The organism is Chromobacterium vaccinii (genome assembly GCF_000971335.1).
GTDB classification, from domain to species: Bacteria; Pseudomonadota; Gammaproteobacteria; order Burkholderiales; family Chromobacteriaceae; genus Chromobacterium; species Chromobacterium vaccinii.
The window spans coordinates 1-13,396 of sequence record NZ_JZJL01000050.1; the positions used below are offsets into that span (position 1 = coordinate 1).

General features: G+C 65.3%; 14 protein-coding genes and 2 pseudogenes. 5 read left to right on the forward strand and 11 right to left on the reverse strand.

Annotated features, from left to right (window positions below):
- The 5 genes and pseudogenes from flgA to VL52_RS25745 all read left to right on the forward strand — a co-directional run.
- Positions 1–229, forward strand: a 229-nt coding sequence (flgA, locus tag VL52_RS19225; protein ID WP_046158554.1) for a flagellar basal body P-ring formation chaperone FlgA, incomplete at its 5' end; no start/stop codon positions are given.
- Positions 230–288: 59 nt separating this feature from the next.
- Positions 289–546, forward strand: a complete 258-nt coding sequence (locus VL52_RS19230) for a hypothetical protein (RefSeq protein ID WP_046158555.1) — start codon at positions 289–291, stop codon at positions 544–546.
- A 358-nt stretch (positions 547–904) separates the two neighbouring features.
- Positions 905–3,481, forward strand: a complete 2,577-nt coding sequence (locus VL52_RS19235; RefSeq protein ID WP_046158556.1) for a TonB-dependent receptor plug domain-containing protein — start codon at positions 905–907, stop codon at positions 3,479–3,481.
- 182 nt (positions 3,482–3,663) lie between these two features.
- Positions 3,664–4,428: pseudogene (locus VL52_RS25740) on the forward strand (PAS domain-containing protein); the annotation flags it as partial.
- 219 nt (positions 4,429–4,647) lie between these two features.
- A pseudogene (locus VL52_RS25745) lies at positions 4,648–4,989 on the forward strand (methyl-accepting chemotaxis protein); the annotation flags it as partial.
- Positions 4,990–5,073: 84 nt separating this feature from the next.
- Here VL52_RS25745 and VL52_RS19245 read toward each other — a convergent pair.
- From VL52_RS19245 to VL52_RS19295, 11 genes are all read right to left on the reverse strand, one after another.
- The gene (locus VL52_RS19245) at positions 5,074–6,270 is read right to left on the reverse strand and encodes a tryptophan--tRNA ligase (protein ID WP_046158558.1); all 1,197 of its coding nucleotides are present in this window, start codon (positions 6,268–6,270) and stop codon (positions 5,074–5,076) included.
- A 73-nt stretch (positions 6,271–6,343) separates the two neighbouring features.
- The gene (locus VL52_RS19250) at positions 6,344–6,985 is read right to left on the reverse strand and encodes a site-2 protease family protein (protein WP_046158559.1); all 642 of its coding nucleotides are present in this window, start codon (positions 6,983–6,985) and stop codon (positions 6,344–6,346) included.
- A gap of 78 nt (positions 6,986–7,063) precedes the next feature.
- Positions 7,064–7,705 carry a site-2 protease family protein gene (locus VL52_RS19255; protein ID WP_046158560.1) on the reverse strand — a complete coding sequence of 214 codons (642 nt, stop codon included), beginning with the start codon at positions 7,703–7,705 and terminating at the stop codon, positions 7,064–7,066.
- Positions 7,706–7,730: 25 nt separating this feature from the next.
- A complete protein-coding gene (locus VL52_RS19260; protein WP_046158561.1) occupies positions 7,731–8,354 on the reverse strand; it encodes an L-threonylcarbamoyladenylate synthase in 624 nt (207 codons plus the stop codon).
- Between the two features lie 18 nt (positions 8,355–8,372).
- Entirely contained in the window at positions 8,373–9,230 is an 858-nt protein-coding gene (locus tag VL52_RS19265; RefSeq protein WP_046158562.1) for a 3',5'-nucleoside bisphosphate phosphatase, read from the reverse strand.
- Positions 9,217–9,411, reverse strand: a complete 195-nt coding sequence (locus VL52_RS19270; protein ID WP_046158563.1) for an oxidoreductase-like domain-containing protein — start codon at positions 9,409–9,411, stop codon at positions 9,217–9,219. The genes VL52_RS19265 and VL52_RS19270 overlap by 14 nt, the downstream gene beginning before the upstream one ends.
- A gap of 1 nt (position 9,412) precedes the next feature.
- A complete protein-coding gene (locus tag VL52_RS19275; RefSeq protein WP_021477288.1) occupies positions 9,413–9,628 on the reverse strand; it encodes an RNA-binding S4 domain-containing protein in 216 nt (71 codons plus the stop codon).
- Positions 9,629–9,835: 207 nt separating this feature from the next.
- On the reverse strand, positions 9,836–10,393 hold the full coding sequence (locus VL52_RS19280; RefSeq protein WP_046158564.1) for an AAA family ATPase: 558 nt from the start codon (positions 10,391–10,393) through the stop codon (positions 9,836–9,838).
- A 586-nt stretch (positions 10,394–10,979) separates the two neighbouring features.
- Positions 10,980–11,975: an asparaginase gene (locus VL52_RS19285; RefSeq protein ID WP_046158565.1), complete on the reverse strand. Its 996-nt coding sequence runs from the start codon at positions 11,973–11,975 to the stop codon at positions 10,980–10,982.
- An 81-nt stretch (positions 11,976–12,056) separates the two neighbouring features.
- Positions 12,057–12,560: a hypothetical protein gene (locus VL52_RS19290; RefSeq protein ID WP_052717685.1), complete on the reverse strand. Its 504-nt coding sequence runs from the start codon at positions 12,558–12,560 to the stop codon at positions 12,057–12,059.
- A gap of 36 nt (positions 12,561–12,596) precedes the next feature.
- Complete coding sequence (locus tag VL52_RS19295; RefSeq protein WP_144410329.1) at positions 12,597–13,109, reverse strand: hypothetical protein; 513 nt, start codon at positions 13,107–13,109, stop codon at positions 12,597–12,599.
- Between the last annotated feature and the right edge of the window lie 287 nt (positions 13,110–13,396).

Sequence of the window (13,396 nt, forward strand, 5' to 3'; positions counted from 1 at the left end):
ACCCGGCCGATCTGTTCGGCGCCGCCGCCAGCTGCAGGCGCCGCTGCTGGTCAAGCGCGGCGCCGAAGCCCGCATCGTCGCCCGCCAGGACGGCGTCGAGGTCAATGCCGCCGGCGAGGCGCTGGACAATGGCCATCAGGGCGAAACGATACGCGTGCGCAATCTTTCCAGCGGCAAGGTGATCCGCGGCCGCGTCGGCCCCGGCGGCGAGATCGAGCCGCTGGACTGAGCGCCGCGGATGGCGGTGGTGTATATCTCGATCAGGCATCCCGCCTCAAGGAGAACGCCATGAAGAAAGCGCTGACCGCCATCCTCGCCCTGCTGCCGTCGCTGGCGCTGGCCGCCCCCGCCGCCTCCGCGCCGCACGGCCGCGATCCGGCCCGCTTCGGCGAGATGAAAGCCAAGCAGCTGCAGATGTTGTCTCAGCACATCCAGGTGCTGCAATCCGCCCAGCGCTGCGTGCAGGCGGCGCAAACGCCGCAGGCGCTCCAAAGCTGCCGCGAAGCGCTGCGCCAACAAGTCGAGGCGATGCGGCCAGGCCATTAAGCTATCCGCCCCCGATTTTCGCATCCCCGCCCTGGCTGGCGGCAAACCGCCGCTCATCCCACTCCGCCGCGTCGGCCAGGCCTCAAGCCACCCGCAAGCTTCAAACCGCCAGTCGTTCGGGGGCCGCGGGGTCCGCGCGCAATATCCCGCCAAGGGAATTAACTAAGCGGAAACTTTCATTTCACATATCCGTTTCGCATCGATACATTCTGCATATCAGATAATTATGTATTTTGTATCCACCATGCAAAGCATCAAGCACTCCCCTTCCGCGCAGCCCATCCGCTGTCGCAGCCTGTCCGGCTAATCCCTTCCGGACAGGCTCACCGCTTCCTCCCATAACAAAGAAAGTTTCGTGATGATCAAACACACCCTGCTGCTGGCCGGGCTGGGCGCCGCTTTGCCTTTTTCCGCCCACGCCGCCGATGCCGGCGACAATTCGCTGGAGCGCGTCACCGTCACCGGCTCCAACCTGCGCGCCAGCTCCAAAGCCAAGACCAATCCTGTGCAAGTCGTCAGCGCCGCCGACATCGAGCGCAGCGGCAAGACCAGCCTGCCCGACGTATTGCGCTCGCTGGCCGTCAACAGCGGCAACAGCTTCAACGAGCAGTACACCGGCAGCTTCTCGGCCGGCACCGCCGGCGTTTCGCTGCGCGGCCTGGGGCAGCGCAACACTCTGGTGCTGGTCAACGGCAAGCGCGTGTCCAACTACGCCACCGCCCAGGACCTGCAGGAAACCTTCGTCGACCTGAACTCGCTGCCGCTGAAAGCGGTGAAGCGCATCGAGATCCTGAAAGACGGCGCGTCGGCCATCTACGGCTCGGACGCCATCGCCGGCGTGGTCAACATCATCCTGTACCCGTCCTACCAGGGGCTGGAGCTGGGCGCCGACATCGGCCGCGACACCAGCACCGGCCAGGATGAACGCCGTTTCAATCTGCTGGCCGGCAAGGGCGACCCGGACAAGGACGGCTACAACGTCTGGTTCTCCTTCGACGCCCAGAAGCGCGACCGGCTGGACCAAAACGGGGTGGACTGGCTGAAGGACAACGACTTCCGCGGCCTGCCTGGCGGCAAGCTGGTGCGTACGCCGACCAACTACTACAACGGCAACCCGACCCAGCGCTTCCCCACGGCGACCGGACCGCTGCAGGACCTGGACTACAGCGCGGTAAACCCCGGCAAGAGCGGCCGCATCTGGGCCTACAACCCGGCGCAGTACACCACGCTGATACCGGGCATAGAGCGCTATCACGCCGCGCTGCACGGCAGCTACCGCTTGAACGCCGCCATCGAGGCTTACGCCGAATTCCTCTACGGCGCCAATCACAGCACCCAGATCTTCGGGCCGCCGCTGTCCGTCTCCGGCAGCCTGCGCGCCTGGGACGCGGCCTCGCAATCGCTGACGTCGATCAGCAACGTGCTGCCGGCCGGCAACCCCTCCAATCCCAACGCCTCGCCGACGCCGATCACCGCCAACCTGTTCGATCTGGGCCAGCGCAACAAGACCGACAGCGTGTCGTTCCGCCGCCTGCTGCTGGGCGTCAAGGGCAGCGGCGACGCCTGGGACTGGGATGTGTCCGGCCTGTACTCCGACAGCCGGCTGCGCGAATACGCGTATAACTTCGTCAACCGCTACGCCTACGAGCGGCTGCTCGCCAACGGCGGCTACAACTTCATCGACCCCTCGCGCAACAGCGAGGCGGCGCGCGACAGCCTGCGCATCAGCACCATGCGTCCCGCCTGGTACCGCGTCGCCAGCCTGGACGCCACCGCCAGCACCGAGCTGGCGCAGTTGCCGGCCGGCCCGGTGGGCTTCGCCGCCGGCTACCAGCTGCGGCGCGAGATGATGAACGCCGGCACCTCGGCGGAAGTGGCCAGCGGTGCCGAGCTGCGCCCGGCGCTGGACCTGATCCGCGGCGGCCGCACCATCCAGGCAGCCTACGGCGAATTCAACGTGCCGTTGCACAAGACCCTCAGCCTCAGCGCCGCCGCCCGCGCCGACCACTACAGCGATTTCGGCAACGCCTTCTCGCCCAAGCTGGGCCTGCGCTACCAGCCGCTGGAAAGCCTGACTCTGCGCGGCTCGGTGTCGCGCGGCTTCCGCGCGCCGTCCCTGCCGGAAATCACCAGCAGCACCGCCGTCAGCTACAGCGCGGCGCAAGACCCGTACGATCCGCTGACGCCCGGCCAGAACGTCGCCTTCACCCACCTGATCACGGCGAATCCGAACATCAAGCCGGAACGATCCACCAACGCCAACCTGGGCCTGGTGCTCGCGCCCAGCGCCGATACCAGCGTCAGTCTGGATTACTACCGCATCCGGCAACGCGACGTGATCGGCCTGGAAGACGTGGGCAACATCATCCGCAACCCCGGCGCCAACCCCGGCGCCATCGTCCGCGACGCCCAAGGCCGGCTGCAAACCATCACCCAGCAATTCACCAATCTGGGCGACCGCGAGACCTCGGGCTTCGACATCGAGCTGCGGCAGGGCTGGAAACTGCCCGGCGGCAAGCTGACCCTGGCCGCGCAATGGAGCCGGCTGCTGTCGTTCCGCCAGCCGCTGCAGCAGGGCGGCGACATGCAGGAAGGCGCGGGCAGCAATCTGCTGGGCGCGCTGCCGCGCTGGAAGGGCCAAACCTCCGCCAGCTGGGATGCCGGCAACTGGTCGTCCACCCTCACCTGGTTCCATACCGACGGCTACACCCAGACCGGCAGCGATACCACGCAACAGCAGGTCAATGGCCTGGACACCCTCAACCTGAGCGCCAGCTACGCCGGCATCAAGCGCACCACGCTGACCGCCGCCGTGCAGAACCTGACCAATCGCCGGCCGCCCTGGGACTCCAACGCCAGCCACTATTACGACGCCACCCAGTACGATCCCGGCGGCCGCGCCTTCACCCTGGGCGTGCGCTACAAGCTGGACTGAACCTCCAACCACCGGCATGACGGCGCTCGCCAAGCGGGCGCCGTTTTTATTGCCGCGGTATCAAAGATCAGTAAATCTACCTATTCTGTATTAATCTGCACTAGACAGTACCCATAAGACCGCCCGCCCAAGGACGGCTTGAACACGCTACTCGCCCTAGTTTTGATTGAAGGAATGCAGGAATGGTCTTTTTCACCCGATCTCTTACCCGACAGCTTGAAACCACCCAGCACAGTCTGGCGCAAGTCCACAGCAGGCTGGCCGCCATCGAGCGCTCAATGGCGGTGATCGAGTTTTCCGCCAATGGAGACATTGTTCAGGCCAACGACAACTTTTTGAACGCAATGGGCTACCGCGCCGACGAGATCGTCGGCCGCAACCACCGCATGTTTTGCCCGCCCAGCTTTGCGAACAGCGCGGACTACCGGGAGTTCTGGCAGAAACTAGGCCGCGGGGAATTCCAATCCGACCACTTTCTCAGATTGCGCAAGGACGGCGGCGAAATATGGCTGGAGGCCAATTACTCGCCCATCGTCGACGAGGCCGGCAAGGTGACCGGAGTGATCAAGGTGGCCACCGACATCACCTCCCAGGTTCAGGCGGAGCAGGACAGCAAGGCGCTGCGCCAGGCGATAGACCACTCCATGGCGCGGATCGAGTTCGATCTGGACGGCAACATCCTGGATGCCAATGACAATTTCCTGAAAGTATTCGGCTACCAGCGCGCCGAAGTGCTCGGCAAGCAGCACCGCATGCTGTGCGAGGCCAGTTACGCGCAAAGCCCTGAGTACGGCCAGCTGTGGCAGCAACTGAGGCAAGGGCGCTTTCTGGAAGGGCAGTTCCGCCGGGTGAACCGCAACGGCGACGTGATCTGGCTGCAGGCCACCTACAACCCGGTGCTGGCCCCGAACGGCCGGCCGGTGCGGGTGGTGAAGTTCGCCAGCGACATCAGCGAGCAGATGACGAAGCTGCGGCAGCAGGCGGAAAACGCCCAGTCCGCGGTGCATGCGTCGGAAAACACCGAGCAGCTGTCGATACAGGGCAGCTCGGTGCTGGAGCAAGCCACCACCGAGATCAACCGCGTCGCCGGCAGCGTGGAAACCTCGTCCGGCATCCTGTCCAAGCTGGGCGACAGCTCCGACCAGATCGGCAGCATCGTCAACACCATCAGCGACATCGCCGACCAGACCAATCTGCTGGCGCTGAACGCGGCGATCGAGGCGGCGCGCGCCGGCGAGATGGGCCGCGGCTTCGCGGTGGTGGCCGACGAGGTGCGGAAACTGGCCGAACGCACCAGCCAGTCCACCGGCGAGATATCCGGCATCGTCAAGAGCATCCAGGACGATTCCCGCTCGGCCATCGACGCGATGCGGCAGATGCAGGAGCTGGCCGGCAACAGCCTGCAGTTGGCCGACCAGGCGCGCAGCGCGATCCAGGAGATCCGCACCGGTGCGCGCGACGTGGTGCTGGTGGTGAAAGAAGTGTCGGAACTGCTGCAGCAGAGCTGAAACGCCGAAACGGCGAAAAAGCCGGGCCGCGATCATGCGGCCCGGCTTTTCATTCCATCCGATTGTCCCAGGGGAGGCGCGGCGTCAGTAGCCCAGGCCGAGCGCGGCGCGCACGTCGTTCATCGTCTCGCGCGCCACCTTCTCGGCGCGGGCATTGCCGTCGGCGAGGATTTCGGACACCAGCTTCGGATTGCTCAGGTATTTTTCCGCGCGCTCGAACATCGGCTGCTGCTCGCGCACCACGGCGTCGATCACCGGCTGCTTGCAGTCAAGACAGCCGATGCCGGCGGTGGCACAGCCGGCCTTGACCCACTCTTTGGTCTCGCCGTCGCTGTACACCTCGTGCAGCTGCCACACCGGGCACTTGGACGGCGTGCCCGGATCGGTGCGGCGCACACGGGCCGGATCGGTCGGCATGCCGCGGATCTTCTTGCTCACCGTCTCCGGCGCTTCGCGCATGGTGATGGTGTTGCCATAGGACTTGGACATTTTCTGTCCGTCCAGGCCCGGCATCTTGGACGCGGCGGTCAGCTTGGCCTCGCACTCCGGCAGGATGGTCTTGCCCTTGTTCTCCAGCCAGCCGTGCAGCCGCTCGCGATCGGCGGCGCCCAGGTTCTGGCTGGCCGCCAGGATATCGCGCGCCTGCATCAGCGCTTCCACTTCGCCGTCCTGCAGATAACGGTTGCGCAGCTGCTCGAACAGCTTGCCGGTCTTGCCGATTTTCTTCGCCGCGGCCTTCGCCAGCTCTTCGAAGTTGGGTTCGCGGCCGAACATGTGATTGAAGCGGCGCGCCACTTCGCGCGTCAGCTCGATGTGCGGCACCTGGTCCTCGCCCACCGGCACCAGCCCGGCCTTGTATACCAGGATGTCGGCCGCCTGCAGCAACGGGTAGCCGAGGAAGCCGTAGGTGGTCAGATCCTTGTGGCTCAGCTTCTCCATCTGGTCCTTGTAGGTCGGCACCCGCTCCAGCCAGCCCAGCGGTGTCACCATCGACAGCGCCAGATGCAGCTCCGCGTGCTGCGGCACCTTGGACTGGACGAAAACGGTGGACTTTTCCGGATCGACGCCGGAGGCCAGCCAGTCGATCACCATCTCGTTGATGGACTTGCCGATGATGGACACATCGTCGAAGTTGGTGGTCAGCGCGTGCCAGTCGGCCACCATGAAGAAGCATTCGTGGCTGTGCTGCAGCTCCACCCAGTTCTTGATCACGCCGTGGTAGTGGCCAAGGTGCAAGCTGCCGGTGGGGCGCATGCCGGAGAGAATGCGGTTGGCGGACATATTGTTATGCTCTCGGTTGCGCGGGAAATGAAAAGCCGCCGGCTCCATCCGGCGGCCAGGCCCGCTCAGGGTTCTAGAAAAACAATTGCAGCAGATGATACATCAAGACATACAGCGGCTGCAGGATGACGCCCAACAGGCCGCTGGCCACCAGAATCAGCAGCAGCCACATGCCCCAGCCCTCGGTCTGCGCGTAGCGCCAGGCGATGCCGGGAGGCAGCAGGCTGTAGACGATGCGGCCGCCGTCCAGCGGCAGGATGGGCAGCAGATTGAGCAGCATCAGCGAGATGTTGATGCTGATGCCTGCCTTGCTCATCAGCATCAGCGGATCGCGATAGGCGCCGTCCATGCCCAGCGCCAGTTTCAGCAAGGCTACCCAGGCCAGCATCATCGCCAGATTGGCCAGCGGCCCGGCCGCCGCCACCCAGCGCATGTTCTGGCGCGGCTTGCGCAAGGCGTTGAAGTTGACCGGCACCGGTTTGGCCCAGCCGAACACGAAGCTGCCCAGCCAGATGGTCAACAGCGGCAGCAGCACCGTGCCTATCGGGTCGATGTGCTTGAAAGGATTCAGCGTCATCCGCCCCTGCAGATAGGCGGTGTCGTCGCCGAAGCGGCGCGCGGCGTAAGCATGCGCCGCTTCGTGCAAGGTAATGGCCAGCAATACCGGCAACGCATAAATCGTGACTTGCTGCACCAGCTGATTGGGGTCGAACATGTCCGTTCTCCGCGCTCTGCCACGCTATGAACATGACAGCCCCGCGCGGATTTGGCAAATCCGGCCGCAATCGCGCCGCTACAGAACCAAGCTCAGAATCAGCATGTTGACCAGTTTGAGCAGCGGCATCAGCAGGCCGCCCAGCACGCCGCTGAACATCAGCAGCAGCAGGATCCAGAAGCTGTAAGGCTCCACCTTGGAAAACTGCCAGGCCGCGCGCGACGGCAGCAGCGACTGCAGAATGACGCCGCCCGGCAGCGGCGGCAGCGGAATCAGCGTGAAGATCATCAGCGCCACATTGACCTTGATGCCGATCAGCCCCATCCATTGCAACGGCGCGCGGAAATAGTCCGGCGCGTAGGCGGAGGCGGCGATCGCGCCGGCCCACAACAGCGCCATGGCCAGATTGGCCAGCGGGGTGACCACCGCCACCTTGGCCAGGGCGGTGCGCGGCTTGCGCATCGCGCCCGGATTCAGCTGCAGCGACTTGGGCCAGCCGATGATGAAGCCGCCCATCGCCACGCCTATCATCGGCAGCACGACGGAGCCGATGGGATCGATGTGGGCGAAGGGACTGAAGGTGCGCCGCCCGGTCATGTAGGCGGTGCGGTCGCCCAGACGGTCGGCCATGAAGGCCTGGGCGCCGGCGGGCATGGTGATGGCGAACAGCACCGGCAATATCGACACCGCCAGCGTCTGGATCAAAGAGAGTTCCTGCATGATTTCCTAACAGACAAAAAATGAATCAAAAACCGAACGGCGCGAGCGCGCCCTTGCCCTCGCGAACCAGTTCCACGCCGTCGGTCATGTCGATCACGGTGGTCGGCTCGGTGCCGCACCAGCCGCCGTCGACGACAGCGTCCACCTGGTGCTCCAGCCGCTCGCGGATTTCATAAGGATCGGAAATCGGCGCGTCGTCGCCCGGCAGCATCAAGGTACAGGACAAGATGGGTCCGCCCAGCTCTTCCAACAAGGCCAGCGCCACCTTGTGATCGGGCACGCGCAGGCCGATGGTGGCCCGCTTCGGGTGCAGCGTGCGGCGCGGCACCTCCCGCGTGCCCTGCAGGATGAAGGTGTAGCTGCCCGGCGTGGCGCTCTTCAGCAGCCGGTACTGGCGGTTGTCCACCTTGGCGTAGTTGGCCAGCTCGGACAGATCGTGGCACACCAGCGTCATCATCCGTTGCTTCAGGTCCACGCCGCGGATGTCCAGAATCCGCTCCATCGCCTCCTTGTCGCCGAGCGCGCAGCCCAGCGCGTAACAGGAATCGGTGGGATAAGCGATCACCCCGCCCTCGCGCAGGATCTTCACCGCCTCGCGGATCAGCCTGGCCTGGGGATTGTCGGGATGGATCACGAAGAATTGCGCCATGTTCTTGTCCTTGTTATGTCAGCCCGCCGGCCTCAAGACGCGCGCGTCCAGCTCGCGCCAGATCGGCTTGCAGATGGGCGGCAAGTCCTCGGTATGGCCGACGTCGCGCCCGCCCTCGCCCGGCGCGTGGAAATCGCTGCCGCTGCTGGCGTAAAGCCCGTGGCGGTCCGCGTGCAGCGCGAACTTGTGCATGTCGTCCAGGCTGTGGCTGCCGCAAGCCACCTCGATGCCCTGGCCGCCCGCGGCCTGGAAGTCCAGGATCAACCGCTCGATCAGCGTCTTGCCCATATCGTAGCGGCCGGGATGGGCGATCGCCGCCATGCCGCCGGCGCCGACGATCCAGCCGACGGCGTCCGCCAGGCTGGCCCATTCGTGCGCGACGTAGCCCGGCTTGCCCGGCGTCAGGTATTTGCGGAACACGGCGCGCATGTCCTTGACCGCGCCGCTGTCCACCAGATGGCGGGCGAAGTGGGTGCGGCTGATCATTTCCGGATTGTCGCACCAGCGCATCGCGCCCTCGAAGCAGCCGGCGATGCCGGCCGCCTCGAGCGAAGCCCCCATCTGCCGCGCCCGCTCCAGCCGGCCATCCCGTATCGATTTCAAGCCAACGGCCAGCGCGGGCTCGTCCGGATCTATGCCCAGGCCGACGATGTGCACCGTGTGCCGGCCCCAGGTCGCCGAGATTTCGACGCCATTGAGGAAGGGGATGCCGTGCCGCGCGGCGGCGGCGGCGGCCTCTGCCAGGCCTCCGGTGCAATCGTGGTCGGTCAGCGCCAGCAAGGACGGCGCGCGCGCAGCGGCGCGGTCTATCACCTCGGTCGGCGTCAACGCGCCGTCCGAAGTTCTGGAATGGAAATGCAGGTCAATATTGGCCATCGTCGCCTCCCCCGGCCCGCCGCTCCGCCTGGCGCTTCTCCCAGGCTGCCAGCCGCGCGCGGTAGGCGCGCAGCTCCTGCTGGTGGATATCCAGGATGCACGGTTCGCAGCCGCTGCCGCAGCACATGTCGTCGCCCACCTCGAACGGCGGCTCCGGCATGATGTCGGCGGGGTCTTCCATGTCAGGCCGCCTCGACCGCGATCAGGAAGCCATCGCCGCTGACCTGCTGGCCGGCGCGGATCTTGCAGGTCTTGCGCAGCTCGACCTGCCCGTCCACCGACACATTGCCCTCGGCGATGAAATGCTTGGCCGCGCCGCCGGAATGGCAGACGTTGCAGGCTTTCAGCAGATCGCACAGCGCGATGTACTCGCCGGAGAGTTGGTAAGTTTCCTTCATGTTTTGCACACTCGTTCTGGACAGGCTTGTGAGCGGCCTGTGGACAAGGCCGCCAAGCCCTTAATCTGTCTGATGTTTTCTTCGCCGCCCATTTTTTAGGCAGCTTCGCCGGACTATCCACGCCGCCGGCGAACAATATTGTGGAGCCGCTGTGGACAAGCGCGGCAAACCGCTGATTCGCTTATCCATTTCCAGGCTGATCATTTTTTAGGCAGGCAGCAACGGCAAAAGTGCCGCCATCGCCCGCGCCAGCCGCGCCTCATGCGCGCCGGCCAATTCCACCGCCGCGATGCCCTGCCGCGCCAGTTCCTGCCGATGCAGATCCAGCAGCCAGTCGCGCTGGCCAGGATGGCTGCGCAGCGGGTCAGGCTCCCAGGGAATGTCGGGACAAGCGAGCACGGTCAGCGCGTAATCGCGCGGCCGATACAAGGCCAGCAGCGCGTCGGACGCCTGCCCATGCGCCACTTCGGCCCAGATCTTGCAAGTCAGCGCCGTGGTGTCGCACAGCAGGATGTCTGCTCCCGCCTCCTCCGCGCGCCTTTCCGCCGCCAGTTGGCCGGCGGCGATCGCCTCGATGTCGGCGATGCTGGACACATAGGGCCTGTCCGCATAATAGGCCCGGGAATACTCCTCCACCCACGCGGCGCTCATGCCCAGCTCTCGCAATCGGTGCGACCAATCCCGGGCCAGCGTGCTCTTGCCGCTGGATTCCGGCCCGACGATCGCCACCCGGATAGGCCCTGCGGCCCTTTGCTGCCCCATCATCCGTCTTCCCGGCCTTCGCCGGCCATTGTTCAGGCCAAGCCGGACATTATACCCCGATGGACCATGGTTTCCCGGATTTTCACAAGCACCGGGGACAGCCCTGTGAGCCGGCTGTGGACAAGAACCGCAAAGCATTGAATGCCTTGGCCTTTCCCAGTGTTGATTATTTTTTAATCATTTCAACATTTTTTCCCCATCGCCGGTGCAGAGCCGTGTGGACCGGTTGTGGATAGGCACGGCAAGCCGCTGTATGGGAAGGGAAAACCGGCATCGCCTGTTTTTTAGGCAGCTTTGCGCGCCGGCGGCCTGGCGTCATCCACCGCGCCGGTACACAAAGCTGTGCGCAGGATGTGGACAAGCCGCACAAGCGGCTGATTTTCCAAGACTCACGCCTGGCTGATTATTTTTTAAGCAAAAATGCCGTCCATTCCCACCGGCCGCAAAGCCGGATCATCGCGCCGGTTTCCCACACTCGCGGTGCAAAGCCATGTGGAAGCGTTGTGGACAAGCCACGCAAGTCCCTGAGCGCAAAGCATGAAAAAAGGCTGCCTGTTTTTTAGGCAGCCTTTGATTTCAACGGGGAAACTCAAACCGTCATTTCGCCGCGCAGCGGGCGGACCAGTTGCTTGCGCAGCTCTTCGCCGGACATCCCCGCCGACAGCAGCGCCTGCAGCTTGGCCAGCGCGGCCTCCGGCGTCAGATCCGCGCCCGGCAGCGCGCCGGCGCGGGCCAGCGGCTGGCTGGCGGCGTACGCGCCCACCTCCACCGCGCCGCTGGGCGCCTGGGTCAGCGTCAGCACCGGCGCGCCCCGCGCCGCCATCGCCGCGATGCCCTGCAGCAGAATGGGATCGGCCGGCGCGTTGCCGCTGCCGTAAGCCAGCAGGACGGCGCCGTCCAACCCGCCGTCGCGCAGCGTCTGCCCCGCCAGCGCGCTGCCGTAGCCTGGCGTCAGCATCAGCGCGGCCAGCTTCAGGCCTTCGTCTATCCGCAGCGGCCGCCACTCGCCGTCCGGCTTCAGCCAGCGCTCCTTGCGCCAGTGCGCGTGGATGGCGAACTCGGCCAGCGGCTCAGCGTTGGGGCTGTTGAAGCCGGCGAAACGCTCGACGTCCATCTTGCGGACGCGGCTGCCGCGCAGCAGCAGGCGGTCGAAGGCGACAGCCACTTCATTGAGGTCGGGCTGGCAGGCCGCCTCCAGCGCATCGGCCAGATTGCTCCAGCCATCGGAGCGCGGATGCACCAGCGGCAGCTGGGCGCCGGTCAGCACCACCGGCTTGGCCAGTCCGCGCAACGCGAACGCCAGCACGCCGGCGGTGTAGGCCATGGTATCGGTGCCGTGGATGACGACGAAGCCGTCGTTGTCGTGGTAGCGGGAAACCAGCGCGTCCAGTATCTGGTTCCACTGGCGCGGCGTCAGCGCGGAAGAATCGATCAGTTGTTCGAATTCGACGATGTCGAACTCCAGGCCCGGGCGGGCGAAACGCTGCAGCAGGCGCGGCAGCAGGCCCGGCACGGGGGCCAGGCCTTCGGGTGTGTGGTCCATGCCTATGGTACCACCGGTGTAGAGCACCAGGATTCGGCTCATTGCATACTCCATCGCACTTGATCTGCGGACGATGGTAGCGCAAGCCTCACCCGGCGTCACACGCCGGCGGGACAGGCGGGCTCAGCGCAGCGCGTCCGACACCGCCACGTCGATCGCGCGGCGGGCTTCGTCGATGTGATGGACGATGTCGCGCTGCAGCGAGCGCAGATAGGGATCGTCCTCGCGGTGGGAGGCGTCCTGCCGGGCCTTGTCCAGCAGCGTCTTGGCCTGATGGAAGCGGTCTTCCGGCCGCCAGCGCGCGTCCGGCTCAGCGCGGTCGTAGATGTCCTTGCCGTCGTCGATGGCGGCGTCGCGCATCTTGCGCATCGCCTTGTTGATTTCATCGACGGCGTGGCGCTCGTCGTCCATCACCCGCGGATAGTCCGGGCGGGCCAGCAGATCGCGCGCCTGCCGCAGATCGCTCATCGCGTGCAGGTAGTAGGGGTGCTCCTCGGGATGCCATTGATGCTGCTGCCAGGTCCACGCGTCGCCTTCATGCCAGCCATCGGCCAGCGCCGGGGCGCTCAACATCGCGTTGCCGGCGGCGGCGAGCGCCACAATGGCCAGAATTCCACGCAGTTTCATGATTGTCTCCTCGTATGATCGAAATCGGTCCGGCGCTCAGCGCAGAGCGTCGTTGATGGCTTGCTGCACCGCGTGGTGCGCGGCGTCGACGTGATGCAGGATCCGCCGCTGCAGATCGCACACCCAGGGGTCGTCTTCCTGGTGGCCGGCGTCGCGGCGCGCGGCGTCCAACAGCTCCAGCGCGCGGTGGAAGCGGTCGGTCGGGCTCATATGGCCATCGGGCTGCTCGTAGCGCCAGGGATCCTTGCCGTCCTCGATGGCGGCATGCTGCATCTCGCCCAGCGCCGCGTCGATCTCGGCCACCGCGCGGCGCTCGTCGTCGGCGATCTGCGGATAGTCCGGCCGCGCCAGATAAGCGCGCGCCTGGCGCAGATCGCTCATCGCATGCAGATAGTAGGGATGTTCGGCGGGCCGCCAGTTGCGCGGCGCCTCCACCTGCACCGTCACCGGCCGGTACACCGTTCGAGGCGGCGCCACCACGCAGGCGCTGAGTCCGCACGCCGCCGCCAGCGGCATCAACCGGACGAGGCCGGCAATCATCGTTTTCACCATTCGTCTCCTGGATTTCGGGCCGGATCGGCTCAGCCGTCCGGCCTGCTGTATTCAGTTCCTTGCAAAACCGATTACAGCTTGACCGCTCCCGGCAATGAATTCAGCAGCATTCAGGTTTCGGCGTGTAAGCGTTTGTAGCCGCCCAGGCCAGGAGGCATAGCCGTTTTTCCCGCCGATGTCCGAATTTCCCCCCTTGGTTAACGAACATGAAGCGCGTTCGAATCTGCATATACACAGTCGGCAAAAAAGTAACAGACAGACTGTCTGTTTGTCATTTTTATAGA

Excerpts from the sequence above, each read along its gene's own strand:
- VL52_RS19255 (WP_046158560.1), bottom strand. The coding sequence starts at position 7,705 with ATGCAGGAACTCTCTTTGATCCAGACGCTGGCGGTGTCGATATTGCCG.
- VL52_RS19260 (WP_046158561.1), bottom strand. The coding sequence starts at position 8,354 with ATGGCGCAATTCTTCGTGATCCATCCCGACAATCCCCAGGCCAGGCTG.
- VL52_RS19280 (WP_046158564.1), bottom strand. The coding sequence starts at position 10,393 with ATGATGGGGCAGCAAAGGGCCGCAGGGCCTATCCGGGTGGCGATCGTC.
- VL52_RS19285 (WP_046158565.1), bottom strand. The coding sequence starts at position 11,975 with ATGAGCCGAATCCTGGTGCTCTACACCGGTGGTACCATAGGCATGGAC.
- VL52_RS19250 (WP_046158559.1), bottom strand. The coding sequence starts at position 6,985 with ATGTTCGACCCCAATCAGCTGGTGCAGCAAGTCACGATTTATGCGTTG.
- VL52_RS19265 (WP_046158562.1), bottom strand. The coding sequence starts at position 9,230 with ATGGCCAATATTGACCTGCATTTCCATTCCAGAACTTCGGACGGCGCG.
- VL52_RS19230 (WP_046158555.1), top strand. The coding sequence starts at position 289 with ATGAAGAAAGCGCTGACCGCCATCCTCGCCCTGCTGCCGTCGCTGGCG.
- VL52_RS19270 (WP_046158563.1), bottom strand. The coding sequence starts at position 9,411 with ATGGAAGACCCCGCCGACATCATGCCGGAGCCGCCGTTCGAGGTGGGC.
- VL52_RS19235 (WP_046158556.1), top strand. The coding sequence starts at position 905 with ATGATCAAACACACCCTGCTGCTGGCCGGGCTGGGCGCCGCTTTGCCT.
- VL52_RS19290 (WP_052717685.1), bottom strand. The coding sequence starts at position 12,560 with ATGAAACTGCGTGGAATTCTGGCCATTGTGGCGCTCGCCGCCGCCGGC.
- VL52_RS19275 (WP_021477288.1), bottom strand. The coding sequence starts at position 9,628 with ATGAAGGAAACTTACCAACTCTCCGGCGAGTACATCGCGCTGTGCGAT.
- VL52_RS19245 (WP_046158558.1), bottom strand. The coding sequence starts at position 6,270 with ATGTCCGCCAACCGCATTCTCTCCGGCATGCGCCCCACCGGCAGCTTG.